We start from the raw sequence: 14281 nt of genomic DNA, 5'->3' as shown, positions 1-14281 counted from the left end.
GTGTTCATTTATGTGTCAATTTACTTGGTAAAATCTCTTGAAAGCATTTGGGATGCGGCGGAAGCCTCGTAAGCGCCGACACCTTTAATTTGTCTAGCGATGCGGTATCCATCTTCTCTGAACGTAGCTAGCATATCTGCAAGTTCGGTTAATCTTTTGGTGTTGAGAACCATTCTGACAGCAGTGCCTCTGCATTTATGTGGGAGTTCTATGTGCTCTTTCCCATTTTCATCAAGTTTAATGCCATGATCGCCAGAACAAATTAAGAAGCTTCCACCAAGCCTGCAAATTCTGTTGCTCATGTACAGTCCAAACCCAGAGTTATGCCAAGGATCGTTAGTGTCGATGACCGCGCCCCTGTAGTTTATGCTTGAGATTGCTGGCATCAATGCTTGCTGAATGGCGTCGCTATCAGAATCGACCTGGACGAAAGGGTTTTTCTGTAGCGATGATCTTAGGCCTATTCCGTGGTCAACAATAGCTATTTCAACTCGGTTATAGTAAGGCCAGTACTGGGCACAATAATCTAAACTTTTGGATTGACTGTGTTCATAAACATTGCGCATTATCTCCCGAATAGAGTAGGTGAGAGCGTCTACTAAATTACCGGTTGATTGTTGTGCAAGAATCTCGGACAAATGGGCAGCACGACGCTCAATAACATCTTGTTCGGGCTCCCAGTCCTTAGTAGCTTCATCGATAATAGTTTGTGTTCGAAGGATTGTGTAGGGAACGAATCTGTCGTTGCCGTCGACGCAATTGGGCTCTCTTCCATGTTTTAGGCCAAACGCTCTGAAAAAACCCATGTTGGCGGCGTAATCCTTATTCTTGTGGCCAATGCAGGAGACTTTAGTTTTTTTATTTCTGCGATTAAACTCCCTAATGTATTTTGCTACATATACCATCGTGAAGGGTTCAATCCGATACATACCCGAAAAATCTATTAATACTCGATCTGAACCGGAATATTGTTCAATTTCATCACAAAAGTTAAAGATCGCTCTAGCGCTGCAATTTGATGGGTACCTTATATCTGGCACGAAACCTCCTGTAACACGCTGCGTATGGTTTTATTAAGCACTTGTGGAATGGATAAATACCAACCTAATTGAAAAAGGAAGAGATAGGTAGGACGAGTGACAAGCGAGGGTGTGCTTCACAATGCGAAAAGTTCGGAGCAAGCGCCGGAGTATGCGAAAGCAGCGAAGCGTGACAGCTATCATCCTTCTCTCTATTGTTTATGAGTAGAAAGCTTACACGTTGAATTGGCGTTTGTAACCACTAGCGTCGAAAACGCTGTGATGCACAGTGTTCTACTGTGGTCGCCTTATTTCGCTAAATGACTGATTTTAAAGGTATTATGGTTCATGGTGTGCTATGAAGTAGGGAAAAGACGTATTCGAACCCTCACGCTCCGACCACTACAGAATCCCGTAAGTTACTAATTTTACTAGTGAATCATAGGGGGATTTTAGTTTTTACCCTCCCTGTTGCTGTAATTTTTCCGCTCCTGAGTCGTCCTGCCAGGTCGCTTTTCAAACAACTGAAACACCCGCGTACCCCTGCATGAGTTTGCTAAACTCGGTGGCATAACAAATCAACCACCGGAGTTACCCCTATGAAAGCCTTCCTTGGCGCTGCGGCGCTTGTCCTGTGTTCCACCCCAGCGTTTTCTGCTGATTGCCTGGAGGCGGATGCCCTCAAACGTCTGGATGGCCAGTACGAAGACGCGCTGCGGGTGGGCAATCCTGAGTTTATGCGCGTTCTTCTGGCCGATGACTTTGTCTGGGTGCACAACCATGCCGTGGCGGCGGAGGATAAAGCGACGCTGGTCGGTCGATTGGGTGAAGGGCATGAAGTGCCCTTGGCCCGTCGTTCGGAGCAGGTGGCGTATCGGCGTCTGGATAACACGGCGGTGCTCAGTGGCTTTACCACGGTAGAGAAGGCGCCTCGTGAAGAAGGGGGTGAGGTGCGGGGCAACAAGTATCACTTTATGCGCACCTACGTTGCGGTGGAGGGTGAATGTCACCTGCTCTCCAATCAGACCATGAAGGTCTGGAGCTCGGAAGAGGAGGTGAACTGATGCGCTATGTGGTCGTAGGTACCGGGAATATCAGCAATACTTATATCAATGCGCTGACCGAGCGGCCGGGCAGTGAGCTGGTGGGGGCGGTGTCCCGTTCCGGACGGCCGCTGTCAGCGGCGCCGGAACTGCCGGTCTGGCCTTCGATTGACGCGGTGGATGCCGATTTCGATGCGGTGATTCTGGCCACGCCCAATGGGTTGCATCACCAGGGCGCGATCGATGCGGCGGCGCGGGGCAAGCATGTGCTGACCGAGAAACCGCTGGATATCAGTATCGAGGCGATGGATCGGATGACCGACGCCTGTAACAGGGCGGGTGTGGTGCTGGCGGTCTGTTACCAGCGGCGCACCCGACCGGATAATCAGGCCATCAAGGCCTTGATGGCGCAGAGTGCCTTCGGACGAATTTACGCGGTGGATCTGGCAGCCAAGTTTTATCGGGATCAGGCCTACTATGACAGCGGCGATTATCGCGGTGGCCTGGCACTGGATGGTGGCGGTCCCTTCATGCAGCAGGCCTGTCATAACCTGGATATTTATACCTGGCTGTTCGGTTTACCCGGGCAGGTGGTCAGTATGTTGGGGACCTTTGCCCACGATATTGAGGCGGAGGATCACGGTGCGGCGCTGATGCGTCACGAGGATGGGATGATCGGTACGGTGGTGGCTTCAACTGCGGCCCGGCCCGGTTTTGCGGCGCGGATGGAAGTGCATGCCGAGCGCGGCAGTTTTACCCTGACCGACGATGTGGTAACCCAGTGGGTGGTGGATGGGGTGGACAACCCGAGTGCACCCGGGGATCACTATCAGCACGATGGCGCGACCAGCGCGGCGGTGACGGACACTACCGCGCATCAGGCAATCATCGAGGATTTTGAAGCGGCCGTTCGTGATGGCCGTGAACCTCTGGCCGGAGCGACCTCGGCCCGACTGACCACGGAGCTGATTCTGTCGATTTATCAGAACGCGGTTTAACGCGGAAAGCGACGCTTCCAGTCTTCGTATTTTTCCAGGACCTCGCTCGGGGCGGTGGTGTACCAGCCGTAGCCTTCGCGGCGTTCCATGGAAATGTCTTTGATGTCGTAATGCACTGAGTGGTCCCGGTCGCCAAACAGGGGGCGGTTGGTGCCGATTTCGGCAAAGCGGGACCAGATGGGTGGCGCGTCCGCCTCGGGTACGATTTCCCGGGTGTCACTGTCCCATCGGTAGCCGGTGATCACGTTGTTTTCATACCACGCCATGGCGGAGTGAATGGCGTGCTGTATCTCGGCGGAGGGATCGTCCAGATCCATCATGAAATCCAGCAATGAGACGCTCTCGGCGGTGGCCAGGGCGACCATTTCATAGGCGCGGGCTTTCATGGGCTCCAGGGTTCTGGGGGCATGCTGTCCACCCCACAGGGTGGGCTTGCCGTTCACCACCACCTGCGTGGCCAGTGCGGCGTCCAGGGCCCGGTCGAGGGCGGCGGCGGATTCGGCCCGCAGGTCGTTCGGGGCCTGCGCGAACGGCGCTTTGCCCAGGCTGACACGGTGCAGCGCGGTCATATTGTTTTCCATGACCTGATCGTTGTAGGTGATGTAGTCATGGTATCCGCCGCGCAGGGGGAAGTTCTGGGGCCAGCCGCCGTTGGGGTACTGGGCTTCCAGAATCAGCTCGACGCCACGCACGTAGGCTTCCAAGTAACGAGTATCACCGGTGGCGGTGTGTGCTTTGGCCAGCAGCTCGATCTGGGTGGTGGTGGCACTGTTGTCGAAGGTGGGAATGTAGCTGAATTCATACCCGAAGTGCTCGCCGGGCTGGCGTGGTCGCTTGCTCATGTCGGTGCGTTTGGACCAGCCGCCGGAAGGCGTCTGAAAAGACAGCACGATGTCGGCGATTCGGCGCCCTTCGTCGGTGCTGTACCACTCGGTGGGTTGATTGGGGTCGAACCCGAAGCGGTGGGTACGGGCGGGTCGCCTGGGATTGTCGAGGCCTTCGGCGGCCACTTCCCCGCGAATGAAGTCCCGATCGACTGAGCGCCAATGATCGGAGCGGGCCCGGTAATCCTCCCAGGCGGCGTCGGAGGTGGCGATGGTGTCGGCAGGTTCCGGCTCGGCCGGTTGATTCTGGCAAGCCAACAATAGGCTGGCGCAGCCCAGTACCGCCCACCAGGCGGGGATGCGTATGTTCATAGTGTCTCTCACTCTCACGGTCTATTTTTTATGGGTGGCTCCGGGGAGCCCCGGCACCCGGGTTGATGTTGTGGTTTGGGGTGGGTGCCGGTGTTTTCAGTATCGCGATTACAGTTTACAGAAATATATGGTCGTCGCCAGGGAATACGCCGGACTTGACGTCGGCCACGTACTTTTTCATGGCACCGGGAATGTCGCCGGCTTCGGTCAGGAAGTTTTTGGAAAACTTCGGCGGCTGCTCAGTCAGGCCCAGAATGTCATTGATCACCAGCACTTGTGCGTCGGTATCCCGGCCAGCACCGATGCCGATGGTCGGAATGGGGGTGTTTTGGGTGATTCTGGCGGCGAGTGCCGAGGGCACACACTCGAGCACCACCAGATCGGCGCCCGCCTCGGCCAGCAGTGCGGCATCCTCGGCGATTTCATCGGCCTGGGCGGCATCCCGCCCCTGCACCCGAAAACCGCCGAACTTGTTGACCGATTGCGGCGTGAGGCCCAGGTGGGCGCATACCGGAATACCGCACTCGGACAGGCGGCGCACGGTCTCGGTCAGCCAGCGGCCACCCTCGATTTTGATCATCTGGGCGCCGGCCTGCATCAGGCGGGTGGCGTTTTTCAGGGCATCGTCCAGGGTGGCGTAGGTCATGAACGGCAGGTCGGCGATGATCAGGGATTTCTGGTTGCCGCGCGCCACCGCCTCCACGTGGTAGATCATCTGCTCCATGGTGACCGGAATAGTGCTCTGGTAGCCCAGTACCGTCATGCCCAGGGAGTCCCCCACCAGTACGGCTTCGACCCCGCATTTCTGGGCCATGGCGGCCATGGGGGCATCGTACAGGGCCACCACCACAAACTTCTCATCGGAGCCCTTGAGCTTCTGCAGGGTTTTGACGGTCACCGGCTTGTTCAGGGCGGTATCGGCGTTGGCTCCGTAAGGCATAGGGTTCTCCGTAACGGGCTTAGAGGGCGGGCGTCGGGTTGTAGTAGTGGCGCCCGCTCTTGATGGTTAACAGGGTTTCGATCAGTTGCTGGAAGTGTTCCCGGTTTCGGGCGAGATCCAGATCCTGGGCGTTGACGATCAGCAGGGGTGAGCTGTCGTAATAGTGAAAAAACTGGGTGTAGGCCTCGTTCAGGGCCTCAATGTACTCCGGGCTTATGCGCTGTTCGCTGGCGATACCGCGCTCGCGGATGCGCTCGTTCAGAACGCGCGAGGGGGCCTGAAGATAAATCACCAGATCGGGTCGAGGGGCGTCCAGTGTGAGCCGATCGTACACCTGTTGGTAAATGGCCAATTCGTCATCGTCCAGGGTGACCTGGGCGAACAACTGATCTTTCTCGATCAGAAAATCGGCGACCCGTACCGGCTCGAACATGTCGTTCTGGCGCAGTTGCTCAAGCTGGTTGGCACGCTGGAACAGAAAGAACAGTTGAGTCTGCAGGGCGGCGGTTTTCGGGGAGCGGTAGAAACGCTCCAGAAACGGGTTCTCTTCCGGCTGCTCAAGCAACACGTCGTAATTGAACAGTTGGGCCAGGTTTTTGGCCAGGGTGGTTTTCCCGACACCAATTGGCCCTTCCACGGCAATGTAGCGGGGAAGGTCGGCCTGGGAAAAATCCAGTTGTTGATCGTCAAACATCGCTGCCACGCGTTACGACTCCCGGTGTTGACTGTCAGGGTTGAACCGCTCCAGCCCCTCGTAAGGGCAGGCCTTCAATAATGACGCAAGTGAGGTGCCCGTGGGAAGGGTCAGGTGCGGGGCGATATCCGCTAAAGGGTAGAGAACAAAGGCGCGCCGGGTCATTTCCGGGTGGGGAACGGTCAGGCGCGGTGTGCTCAGGGTCTCGTCGCCGTAGAGCAACAGGTCCAGGTCCAGGGTTCTCGGCCCCCAGTGTTGGCTGCGCACCCGCTGGTGGGCCTGTTCGATGCCCTGTAGGGCATCCAGCAGTGCCAGTGGTTCCAGGCGGGTATCGAGGCGGGCGACGGCGTTGAGGTAATCCGGTTGGGGCGGGCCCACCGGTTTGCTGGAATACAGTGGCGAGCGCGCCACCAGGGTGCTCTCCGGCAGCCCGGCCAACGCCTCGAAGGCGCGGCTCAGTTGCCCGAACGGATCGTCCAGGTTGCTGCCGAGGCCGATATAGCAAGGGGTCACGCTCAGTCCTGGGAACTGGGGGTCGGACTTTCCTGGCGGGGCGCACGCCGTTTCCGGTTGCGTCGCCGGCCGCTCTTGCCGCCCGGCCCCTGACGGCGGGCCTCGGCAATCATTTTCTGCTGCTCCGGTTCATCCACTTCCTGGAATCGGGTCCACCAGCTGCCCGCGCCATCCAGGCGCTCGCCGGAGGCTTCGCGCAGAATCAGGAAGTCGTAAGCAGCGCGGAACCGGGACTGCTCCAGCAGCTTCTGGGGGTGGCGGCGCTGTACCAGGCGGTGCTGCATGTCCCACATTTCCCGCATGGGTATCAGGAAGCGCTTGGGCAGGGCGGTGTGTCCCAGCTGTTGGCCGATGACTTCGGTGGCGGCCTGCTGATAGGCCGCTTGCGGTGGCATGTTCTTGACCAGCTCGTCGGCCCGGGCGCGCATTGGCGGCCAGAGCAGCGCGGCGTAAATGAAGGCCGGCGTCACCGGTTTGTCGGCCCGCACCCGCTTGTCGGTGTTGGCCATGGTCTCTTCGATCAGGGCCAGGCCTTGCTCGTCGCCGGCCTGCAGCGCTGCCTCGGTGCCCGGGAACAGGTGCTCGAGCAGGTGGTAATCGCGCATCAGCGTAAAGGTGGCGGTCGCCGAGCCGGCCATAAACAGCTTCAACACTTCTTCAAACAGGCGCGCCGGGGGGATGTTGCGCAGCAACTCGCCCAGCTCCAGAATCGGATCGGCGGTGCCGGGCTCTATCTTGAAGCCCAGTTTGGCGGCAAAGCGCACCGCGCGCAGCATCCGCACCGGATCTTCCTTATAGCGGGTTTCCGGGTCGCCAATAATGCGCAGGGTGCGCTTCTCCAGGTCCTTCAGACCACCGGTATAGTCGTGGATGGCGAAGTCATTGAGGGTGTAGTAGAGCGCGTTGACGGTGAAATCCCGCCGCACGGCGTCGGTTTCCAGGGAGCCGTAGACGTTGTCCCGCAGGAGCATGCCGTCTTCACTGCGGGACTGCTCGTGGTGGCCCCGGAAGGTGGTGACCTCAATGATCTCCCGTCCCATGCGTACGTGCACAATCTGAAAGCGCCGGCCAATGATGCGCGCTCCGCGGAACAGCCGCTTGATCTGCTCTGGAGTGGCGTCAGTGGCCACATCAAAGTCCTTGGGGTGACCGCCCAGGAGCAGGTCCCGCACGCCGCCGCCGACCAGGAAGGCCTGATAACCCGCTTCGTCCAGGCGTTTCATGATACGCAGGGCCGCCTGACTGATGTCCCGGCGGGAGACCTTGTGCTGGTCGCGGGGGATAACCCGGAGTTGGGGGGTGGGGCGTGAACGGGGGCGCAGTTTGTCGATAAGCCGTCTAAGCATGGGCATTGGGTTACTGTCAGTGAGTGCTTTCGCCGGCAGCCGTGCCGGACTCGAGTCTGAAAGCCGGGCAGTTTAGCACGGGCGGGGGATGGTGGAAACGTTGGGAGCCGGGAGGGGCCCGTGTTGACGGGGGTCAGAAAGCAAAACGGGAAAGCCGAAGCTTTCCCGTGGGATCGATTCGCCAAGGTTCCCTTGGCCTGCAAATCGGCGCGTCCGTGCCCTCGTATCAAGTGTGCGTGCTTGCAATCCCGCTCCAGTGTCTAGTCAGTCTTTCCGCTTTTCTTGTGTAGTTATCATTATCATTTTTTTATGGGCGTAAAGCACAAGGCTTTCGCTTCTTTTTATTGTTGTTTCGTTATTATTATTTACGTTTCTATTTTTATTGTTTCTTGTCGTTATTATGTTGCTTTCGTTTTTTATTGTTTGTTGTTGTTATTTTTGAACTTCTTCTTTTCTTATTGTCTATTGTTGTAATTATGTTCGTTTCATTTCTTATTGTTTGTTGTTGTTATTGTTGGCGTGCTTTTTATTGTTTGTTGTTGTTATGTGCCCGGATATAGAGCACGTCCCGTGCCAGAAATGTAAAGTTCAATAAAATCAATAAGTTAGTTTATTTGTATGATCTCTCGTCATCCTGATCCATTTCGAACGGTTACAGTTCCTGAGCCAGACTGTTACGTCGTTTGTGGGGGGTAACAACTCTGGTGCAGGTAACAGCCTTGGCCGGGGGTAACCCTGCGTAACGCTTATGGCGCCAAAATCGTTTTTGTGGCACATTAAAGGTCTTTCTGGGTGTTACGGCGGTTAGACAGGCAGAGCCCTCCGGCGCTGAGGGTGCGCGCCGAAGGATCGAGAAAAGGAGGGGAGAAGGGGCTTACTTGGCGCCAGCGGCCTTGTTGCGGGGAATGCCGAAGCGCTGCCGACGCTCCCAGAGACACTTGCGGCTGACGCCCAGTTTACGGGCCAGCTCGGTTTCGCTCATGGTGTCCTGATGCTCCAACACGAAGCGCTGGAAATAGTCTTCCAGAGAGAGATCCTCGTTCGGGTCCTGGGGCGCCTTGCCGCGCGGTTGGATGCGCTCGGGTGAGGAGCGGGTATCGTCCTCGTCATCCTCTTCAAAACGCACCAGATCCAGATCAATATCCAGCAGCTCGTGGCTGATTTCCTGGGTGTCTTCGCACAGGATGACCGCGCGCTGCATGGCGTTTTCCAGCTCGCGCACGTTCCCCGGCCAGGTGTAGGTGGTAATGGCCTGCACCGCCTCTGGGGACAGCTTCAGGTTGGGTTTTTCCATTTCCTGGCAATAGCGGGCCAGCAGAGCCTCGGCCAGGGTGATGATGTCTTTACCTCGGTCGCGTAGCGGGGGCAGCTCCAGCTGCACCACGTTGATGCGGAAGTACAGGTCTTCCCGGAACTTGCCCTCCTGAGCCAGTTTGCGCAGGTCCCGGTGGGTGGCGGCGACCAGGCGGACATCCACCTTGTGGGACTCCACCGAGCCGATCGGGCGTACCTCGCCCTCCTGCAGGACCCGCAGCAGGCGCGCCTGGGCCTCCAGGGGCAGCTCGCCAATCTCATCGAGGAACAGGGTGCTGCCGTCGGCCGCCGCTACCAGGCCCTCGCGAGTGCTGGCGGCACCGGTGAAAGCGCCTTTTTCATGGCCGAACAGCTCGGATTCAATCAGGGTTTCCGGGATGGCCGCGCAGTTGACGGAGATCATGGTCTTTTCCCGCCGGGGGCTCTCTTCATGGAGGGCCCGGGCCACCAGCTCCTTGCCGGTACCGGTTTCGCCGCGCACCAGCACGGTGGCCTTGGTGGGGGCCACCTTGTGAATCCGGTTGTACAGGTCGTGCATCACGTCACTGGCGCCGATCATGCCGGCTATGGCATGGCTGGCGGTGGTGGAGCTGTGTTTTTGCAGGTTGGCAGCGTTGGCCTTGCCAATGACCCGCTTGACGGCGGTGACCATCTCTTCGTGGTCGAACGGCTTGGCGATGTAGTCAACCGCGCCCATGCGCATGGAGTCGACGGCCGAGCGCAGGCTGGCATAGCTGGTCATGATCAGCACGGGCACGCTGTCGGCGAGCTTGATCAGGTCGGTCCCGGGCGCGCCGGGCAGTCTGAGGTCGCTGATGATCAGGTCAAAATCCGCGAGGGTGAACTTGCCGGTGGCCTCTTTGACCGAGGGCGCTTCGCTCACCTCGTACTTGTTGCGCTCCAGCAGGCGGCGCAACGCGGTGCGGATGATGGGTTCGTCTTCAACGATCAGGATTTTGCTCATAGTGCTCACATCGCCTATGGTCTGGCAGGTTGCGAAAGGGGCCGGGCGCTGCCGTTCGCCGGGCCCCTGCAGGCCTGTTTGATGCCGGAAAATATCACTCCGGCCGCATGGAATCAATATGGCGCGGTAATTTGATGGTGAATTGTGCGCCACGTTGGTGCACGGTATCCACCGGGCTCTTGATGTCGAGCTTGCCGCCGTGATCCTCCACAATACTGTACACCATGGCCAACCCGAGCCCCGTGCCATCCCCCGGGTCCTTGGTGGTAAAGAAGGGTTCGAGAATCTGGTCCATCTTGTCCGCCGGGATGCCGCTGCCCTGGTCGGTCACGGAGAAAATGATGCTGTATTCATCTTCGCTGCTGTCCAGCATAACACGGCTGCCGGCTGGGCTGGCATCCCGGGCATTGGAGAGCAGGTTGATGAAAACCTGGATCAGGTGCTGGCTGTCGCCCGCAATAATGGCGTTTTGGGCGATATTGTTGACGTACTCCACCTGATTTTTGTCTTTCTGCAGCGACAGCAGCTGAATGGCCTCGTTGGCGCAGGCGCGCAGGTCCACCGCCTCGAACTCGCTCTTCTTGTTCTGCCCGCTGTGCGAGAAGCTCACCAGGGACTGGACGATGCGGGTCACCCGGTCGGTCTGGCTCAGGATGTGCTCGGCGGTTTCCAACACTTCCGGGGCGTCGGACTCGTAGCGCAGGTTCTGGGCCAGGCTGGAAATGCCGGTAATGGGGTTACCGATCTCGTGGGCCACGCCGGCGGCCAGTCGGCCCACCGAGGCCAGACGCTCACTGTGAATCAGCTCCTGCTCCAGCAATTGGGTCTCGGTCACGTCTTCGAGCAGGATTACCTGGTCGTACTCGCCGCTGTGGATGCTACCCTCAATATTGGCTTTGTGCAGGCTGATCCAGTGCGGACGCCCGTTCAGATCGATCTCCTGGCGGTAGTAGTGGGGCTCGGTGCTTTCGCTGAAATCGATCAACAGGGCCCGCCAGGGCTCGGACAGGTCGTCCAGGCGCGAGCCGGTGACATCATCGCTCGGGGTCTGGGTCAGCAGCTCCATGGCCCGGTTCCACATCAGGATTTCACCGTCGCGGCCCAGGGAGCACACGGCCATGGGCAGCTCTTCCAGGGTTTTCCGGTGGTAGAGCCGCAGGTTGTTAAGCTCGGCCGCCATGCCCGTCAGGTGGTCCCGGTACTGGGCCAGGCGGTTTTCAATCAGGTTGATGTCCAACGTGTCGCGCCGCTCCGCCAGGGTGTAGGGCAGGTGGCGGTCCATGATTTCGCCGGCGACATGAATGCCCATCAGGCCGGAGAGGTTGGCTTCAATCTGGTCCCGCAGCCGGCGCAGGGCGTAGGGGCGCCGCTCGGTGATGCGCAGCCCCAGCTCGCTCAGGGCGACATCCACCTCACGGCTGGCGGTGACCTTGCCCAAGGATTTGGCCAGGCGGGTTTTGAACTCCGCCGCGCTGTGCACATCCAGAGCCTGCCGCACCGGCTGGCTGAGTTCGTCGGCGGCGCACAGCTCGGCACTGTACTGCTCTTCTTCGGTTTGCCGGGTGATGAGCGACAGCCCGACGAATATGGCGGTGTTGGCGCCGACCGACAACAGGGCAATGGCACTCCACTGCTCCATTCCGAGGGGCAGAACCAGGTCGGTTCCCGGCAGGGGAAGCGAGGTCAGACCGGTCAGTACCGGCAACAGCAGGCCTACCGCCCAGATCAGTGTGCCCACCGTCAAACCGCTCAGCAGGCCGCGCCGGTTCCCCTGAGGCCAGAACACGATGGCAAACATGCCGGGCAGAAACTGCAGGGTTTCAATAAAGGTGAGCAGTGCCAGGTTGGTCAGGCTGTGGCGGTTGTCCAGCAACCAGTAAAAGAAATAGCCCCCGAAAAACAGGGTGGCGATCAGCACTCGGCGCAACCACAGCAGCTGCCGGTAGAGGTCATCCCGGTTGCGCAGACTCAGCGCCGGCAGAATCCAGTGGTTCATCACCATGGTGGCCAGGGCGAGCATCATCACCACCATGGCCCCGGTGGCGGCGGACAGGCCACCGATAAAGGCGAGCACGGTCAGACCCGTGGACTCCGCGAGAATCGGTACCCCGAGGGTGAAATACTGGGCGGGTAGCGGAACAGACAGCTCGAAGCCCGCCCACAGAATCGGGAAGATCGGCAGCGCCATCAGCAGCAGGAACAGCGGGAACGCCCAGGTAATGGTGTGCACGTTGCGGGTGAGCAGGTTCTCGGTCACGCCCATATGAAAGATGTGCGGCATGGTGATGGCGGTGGCCACAAACACCAGCAGCAGAGTGTGGGCGGCGCCGTCCTGAATGGGGGCGTGGAGCAGGGCGAGGTTTTCCGGGTTCTGGGAGAGCCACTGGTCCAGGCCACTGAAGCCGTCGAACACGCCGTACACCGCGAGCAGGCCGATGGCACACAGGGCGAAGACCTTGATCAGGGACTCGAACGCCATGGCGGTGAACAGGCCGCGGTGCTGGTCGCGGCTGGAGCCGAACAGGATGGTGAACACCGCGAGCAGGGCGCAGTACGCCATGGCCATCAGGTCCTTGAAGGTAAAGCCGGTGCCCATGGCCGGCAGGCTGGGATTACTGCTCACCGTCAGAATGTACATGGTGTCGGCAATGGCCTGAATGTTCAGCGCCATCAGCGGCAGAATGCCCAGCAGCATGCACAGGGTGGTCAGGGCACCGACACCGTGGCTGTGATAGCGGAATACCAGCAGGTCGGCGAGGGAGTGCACCTGATGGCGCCGGGCCAGCTCCGCCAGCGGTGCCAGGGCGACCGGGGCGAACAGAAACAGGGCGCCGGTGCCCAGGTAATAGGCCAGGGCGCCGTAGCCAAACTGGAAGGCCAGATCGATGACCCCGTAAAACGCCCAGGCACTGGCAAAGATGCCCAGGGACAGAATGTAGGTCAGAGGGTGCTGGGTGACCGCGTCGGGAATCCAGCCCTTTTCAGTGATCCAGGCGATACCGAACAAAACCAGCAAGTAGCTGACGCCGATCAGCGCCACATGGCTTAACTCAAAGATCATGGGGCCTCTTCTTGCGGTTTTGAACGGCGTAGGCAATGACAATGACCAGCGCCCAGATGATGTAAGGACGGAACCAGGCACCCTCGGGATTGATGATCCAGGTGAACAGGGTGGGCGAAAAGATGTAGGCGATCAGCAGCAGCAGGATCACCAGGCGCTGATTATTCATGGGGCATCCTCTGAGCGGTATCGGAGCTGCGTGCGTCGTCTGGGTTCAAAATAGCCTCCGGAGCCCGGGCCTGCATGCCCCGGACGAGATCGTTGCGCCAGTGTTCGCGGGTCCAGTCGAGCAGGGCTTCGGGGGTGGCATCTAACAACTCCCTGGGTGGATTCTGCCTTAAAAAGTGCAGTGCGTGCCACAGGTTCGCACCGGCCCGGTCGGGGTCGAGCGCCGGTGCGTGGTGCTGCTTGCTCAGTTTCTGATCCCGTTCATTCAGGGCGACCGGCACGTGCCCGAACGCCGGCGTCTGTCCGCCCAGCAGGGCGAAGCTGGCGACCTGACCGGCGCTGACCGGTAGCAGATCGGCGCCGCGAATAATGTGGGTGATGCCCTGGTGAATATCATCCACCACCACTGCCAACTGATAGGCGAACAGTCCATCCTTGCGCTTGATGATCGGATCGCCCACATCGCGGCGCAGGCTCAACGTCTGAGGCCCCTGAAACAGATCGTGCCAGGTGTAGGGATCGGCGGGTTCAGGGCAGCCCTCGGGTACGTCGTACAGTTTCAGCCGCCAGGCGTGGGGCTCGGTCGGCTTGATAACCCGGTTCCGGCAGCGGCCATCATAGACACCGCCCAGCGCATGAATATCCTTGCGGGTGCATTGGCAGCGGTAGGCTAGGCCCTGCCTCTGCAACTCATCCAGCGTTTGGGCGTAGGCGTCGAGTCGGTCGCTCTGGTGGAGCACCTCGCCGTCCCAGTGCAGTCCGTGGGCTTCGAGTGAACGCAGAATCTCGTCGTCGGCGCCGGGTTCCTCTCGGGGTGGGTCCAGATTTTCCATCCGCACCCGCCAACGGCCGCCGGCTTTCCGGGCGTGAGCATAGCTCGCCAGTGCGCTGACGAGAGAGCCGAAGTGCAAAGGGCCGGTTGGGGAGGGCGCGAACCGGCCCACATAGGGTTCGGCAGCGCCCTGGGGCGTTGAAGCATTGGCAGAGGTTGGGTACGGCATACGGCGGTTTGCCGCCGGGCTCAC

Annotated in this window: 12 protein-coding genes; 2 read left to right on the top strand and 10 right to left on the bottom strand. The window is 59.4% G+C overall.

From position 1 onward, the window contains the following. Window positions 1-20: 20 nt before the first annotated feature. A complete protein-coding gene (locus EDC38_RS07695; RefSeq protein WP_123637999.1) occupies window positions 21-1040 on the bottom strand; it encodes a hypothetical protein in 1020 nt (339 codons plus the stop codon). A gap of 578 nt (window positions 1041-1618) precedes the next feature. On the opposite strand from EDC38_RS07695, the gene EDC38_RS07690 reads away from it, so the two are divergent. Continuing rightward, entirely contained in the window at window positions 1619-2083 is a 465-nt protein-coding gene (locus EDC38_RS07690; RefSeq protein WP_123637998.1) for a nuclear transport factor 2 family protein, read from the top strand. Continuing rightward, complete coding sequence (locus EDC38_RS07685) at window positions 2023-3060, top strand: Gfo/Idh/MocA family protein (RefSeq protein ID WP_123637997.1); 1038 nt, start codon at window positions 2023-2025, stop codon at window positions 3058-3060. Before EDC38_RS07690 ends, EDC38_RS07685 begins: the two co-directional genes overlap by 61 nt. Here the strand turns inward: EDC38_RS07685 and pelA are convergent. The 9 genes from pelA to gluQRS form a co-directional block, all read right to left on the bottom strand. Then, the gene (gene pelA / locus EDC38_RS07680; protein ID WP_123637996.1) at window positions 3057-4256 is read right to left on the bottom strand and encodes a pectate lyase; all 1200 of its coding nucleotides are present in this window, start codon (window positions 4254-4256) and stop codon (window positions 3057-3059) included. The genes EDC38_RS07685 and pelA overlap by 4 nt on opposite strands. 115 nt (window positions 4257-4371) lie before the next feature. Next, window positions 4372-5196 carry a 3-methyl-2-oxobutanoate hydroxymethyltransferase gene (gene panB, locus EDC38_RS07675; RefSeq protein ID WP_123637995.1) on the bottom strand — a complete coding sequence of 275 codons (825 nt, stop codon included), beginning with the start codon at window positions 5194-5196 and terminating at the stop codon, window positions 4372-4374. 19 nt (window positions 5197-5215) lie between these two features. Next, window positions 5216-5890: a deoxynucleoside kinase gene (locus EDC38_RS07670; RefSeq protein WP_123638889.1), complete on the bottom strand. Its 675-nt coding sequence runs from the start codon at window positions 5888-5890 to the stop codon at window positions 5216-5218. A 12-nt stretch (window positions 5891-5902) separates the two neighbouring features. Beyond that, window positions 5903-6403 (bottom strand): 2-amino-4-hydroxy-6-hydroxymethyldihydropteridine diphosphokinase, encoded by a 501-nt coding sequence (folK, locus tag EDC38_RS07665; protein WP_123637994.1) that lies wholly within the window; start codon window positions 6401-6403, stop codon window positions 5903-5905. Between the two features lie 2 nt (window positions 6404-6405). After that, on the bottom strand, window positions 6406-7749 hold the full coding sequence (pcnB, locus tag EDC38_RS07660; RefSeq protein ID WP_024460917.1) for a polynucleotide adenylyltransferase PcnB: 1344 nt from the start codon (window positions 7747-7749) through the stop codon (window positions 6406-6408). An 874-nt stretch (window positions 7750-8623) separates the two neighbouring features. Next, a complete protein-coding gene (locus EDC38_RS07655) occupies window positions 8624-10027 on the bottom strand; it encodes a sigma-54-dependent transcriptional regulator (RefSeq protein WP_123637993.1) in 1404 nt (467 codons plus the stop codon). A 94-nt stretch (window positions 10028-10121) separates the two neighbouring features. Next, the gene (locus EDC38_RS07650; protein ID WP_123637992.1) at window positions 10122-13088 is read right to left on the bottom strand and encodes an ATP-binding protein; all 2967 of its coding nucleotides are present in this window, start codon (window positions 13086-13088) and stop codon (window positions 10122-10124) included. Continuing rightward, window positions 13078-13257, bottom strand: coding sequence for a hypothetical protein (locus tag EDC38_RS07645; RefSeq protein WP_024460914.1), 180 nt, complete (start codon window positions 13255-13257; stop codon window positions 13078-13080). Before EDC38_RS07645 ends, EDC38_RS07650 begins: the two co-directional genes overlap by 11 nt. After that, on the bottom strand, window positions 13250-14257 hold the full coding sequence (gluQRS, locus tag EDC38_RS07640; protein WP_123637991.1) for a tRNA glutamyl-Q(34) synthetase GluQRS: 1008 nt from the start codon (window positions 14255-14257) through the stop codon (window positions 13250-13252). Before gluQRS ends, EDC38_RS07645 begins: the two co-directional genes overlap by 8 nt. Window positions 14258-14281: the final 24 nt, after the last annotated feature.

The organism is Marinimicrobium koreense (genome assembly GCF_003762925.1).
GTDB lineage: Bacteria > Pseudomonadota > Gammaproteobacteria > Pseudomonadales > Cellvibrionaceae > Marinimicrobium > Marinimicrobium koreense.
This window is presented reverse-complemented; position numbering and strand designations above follow the sequence as displayed.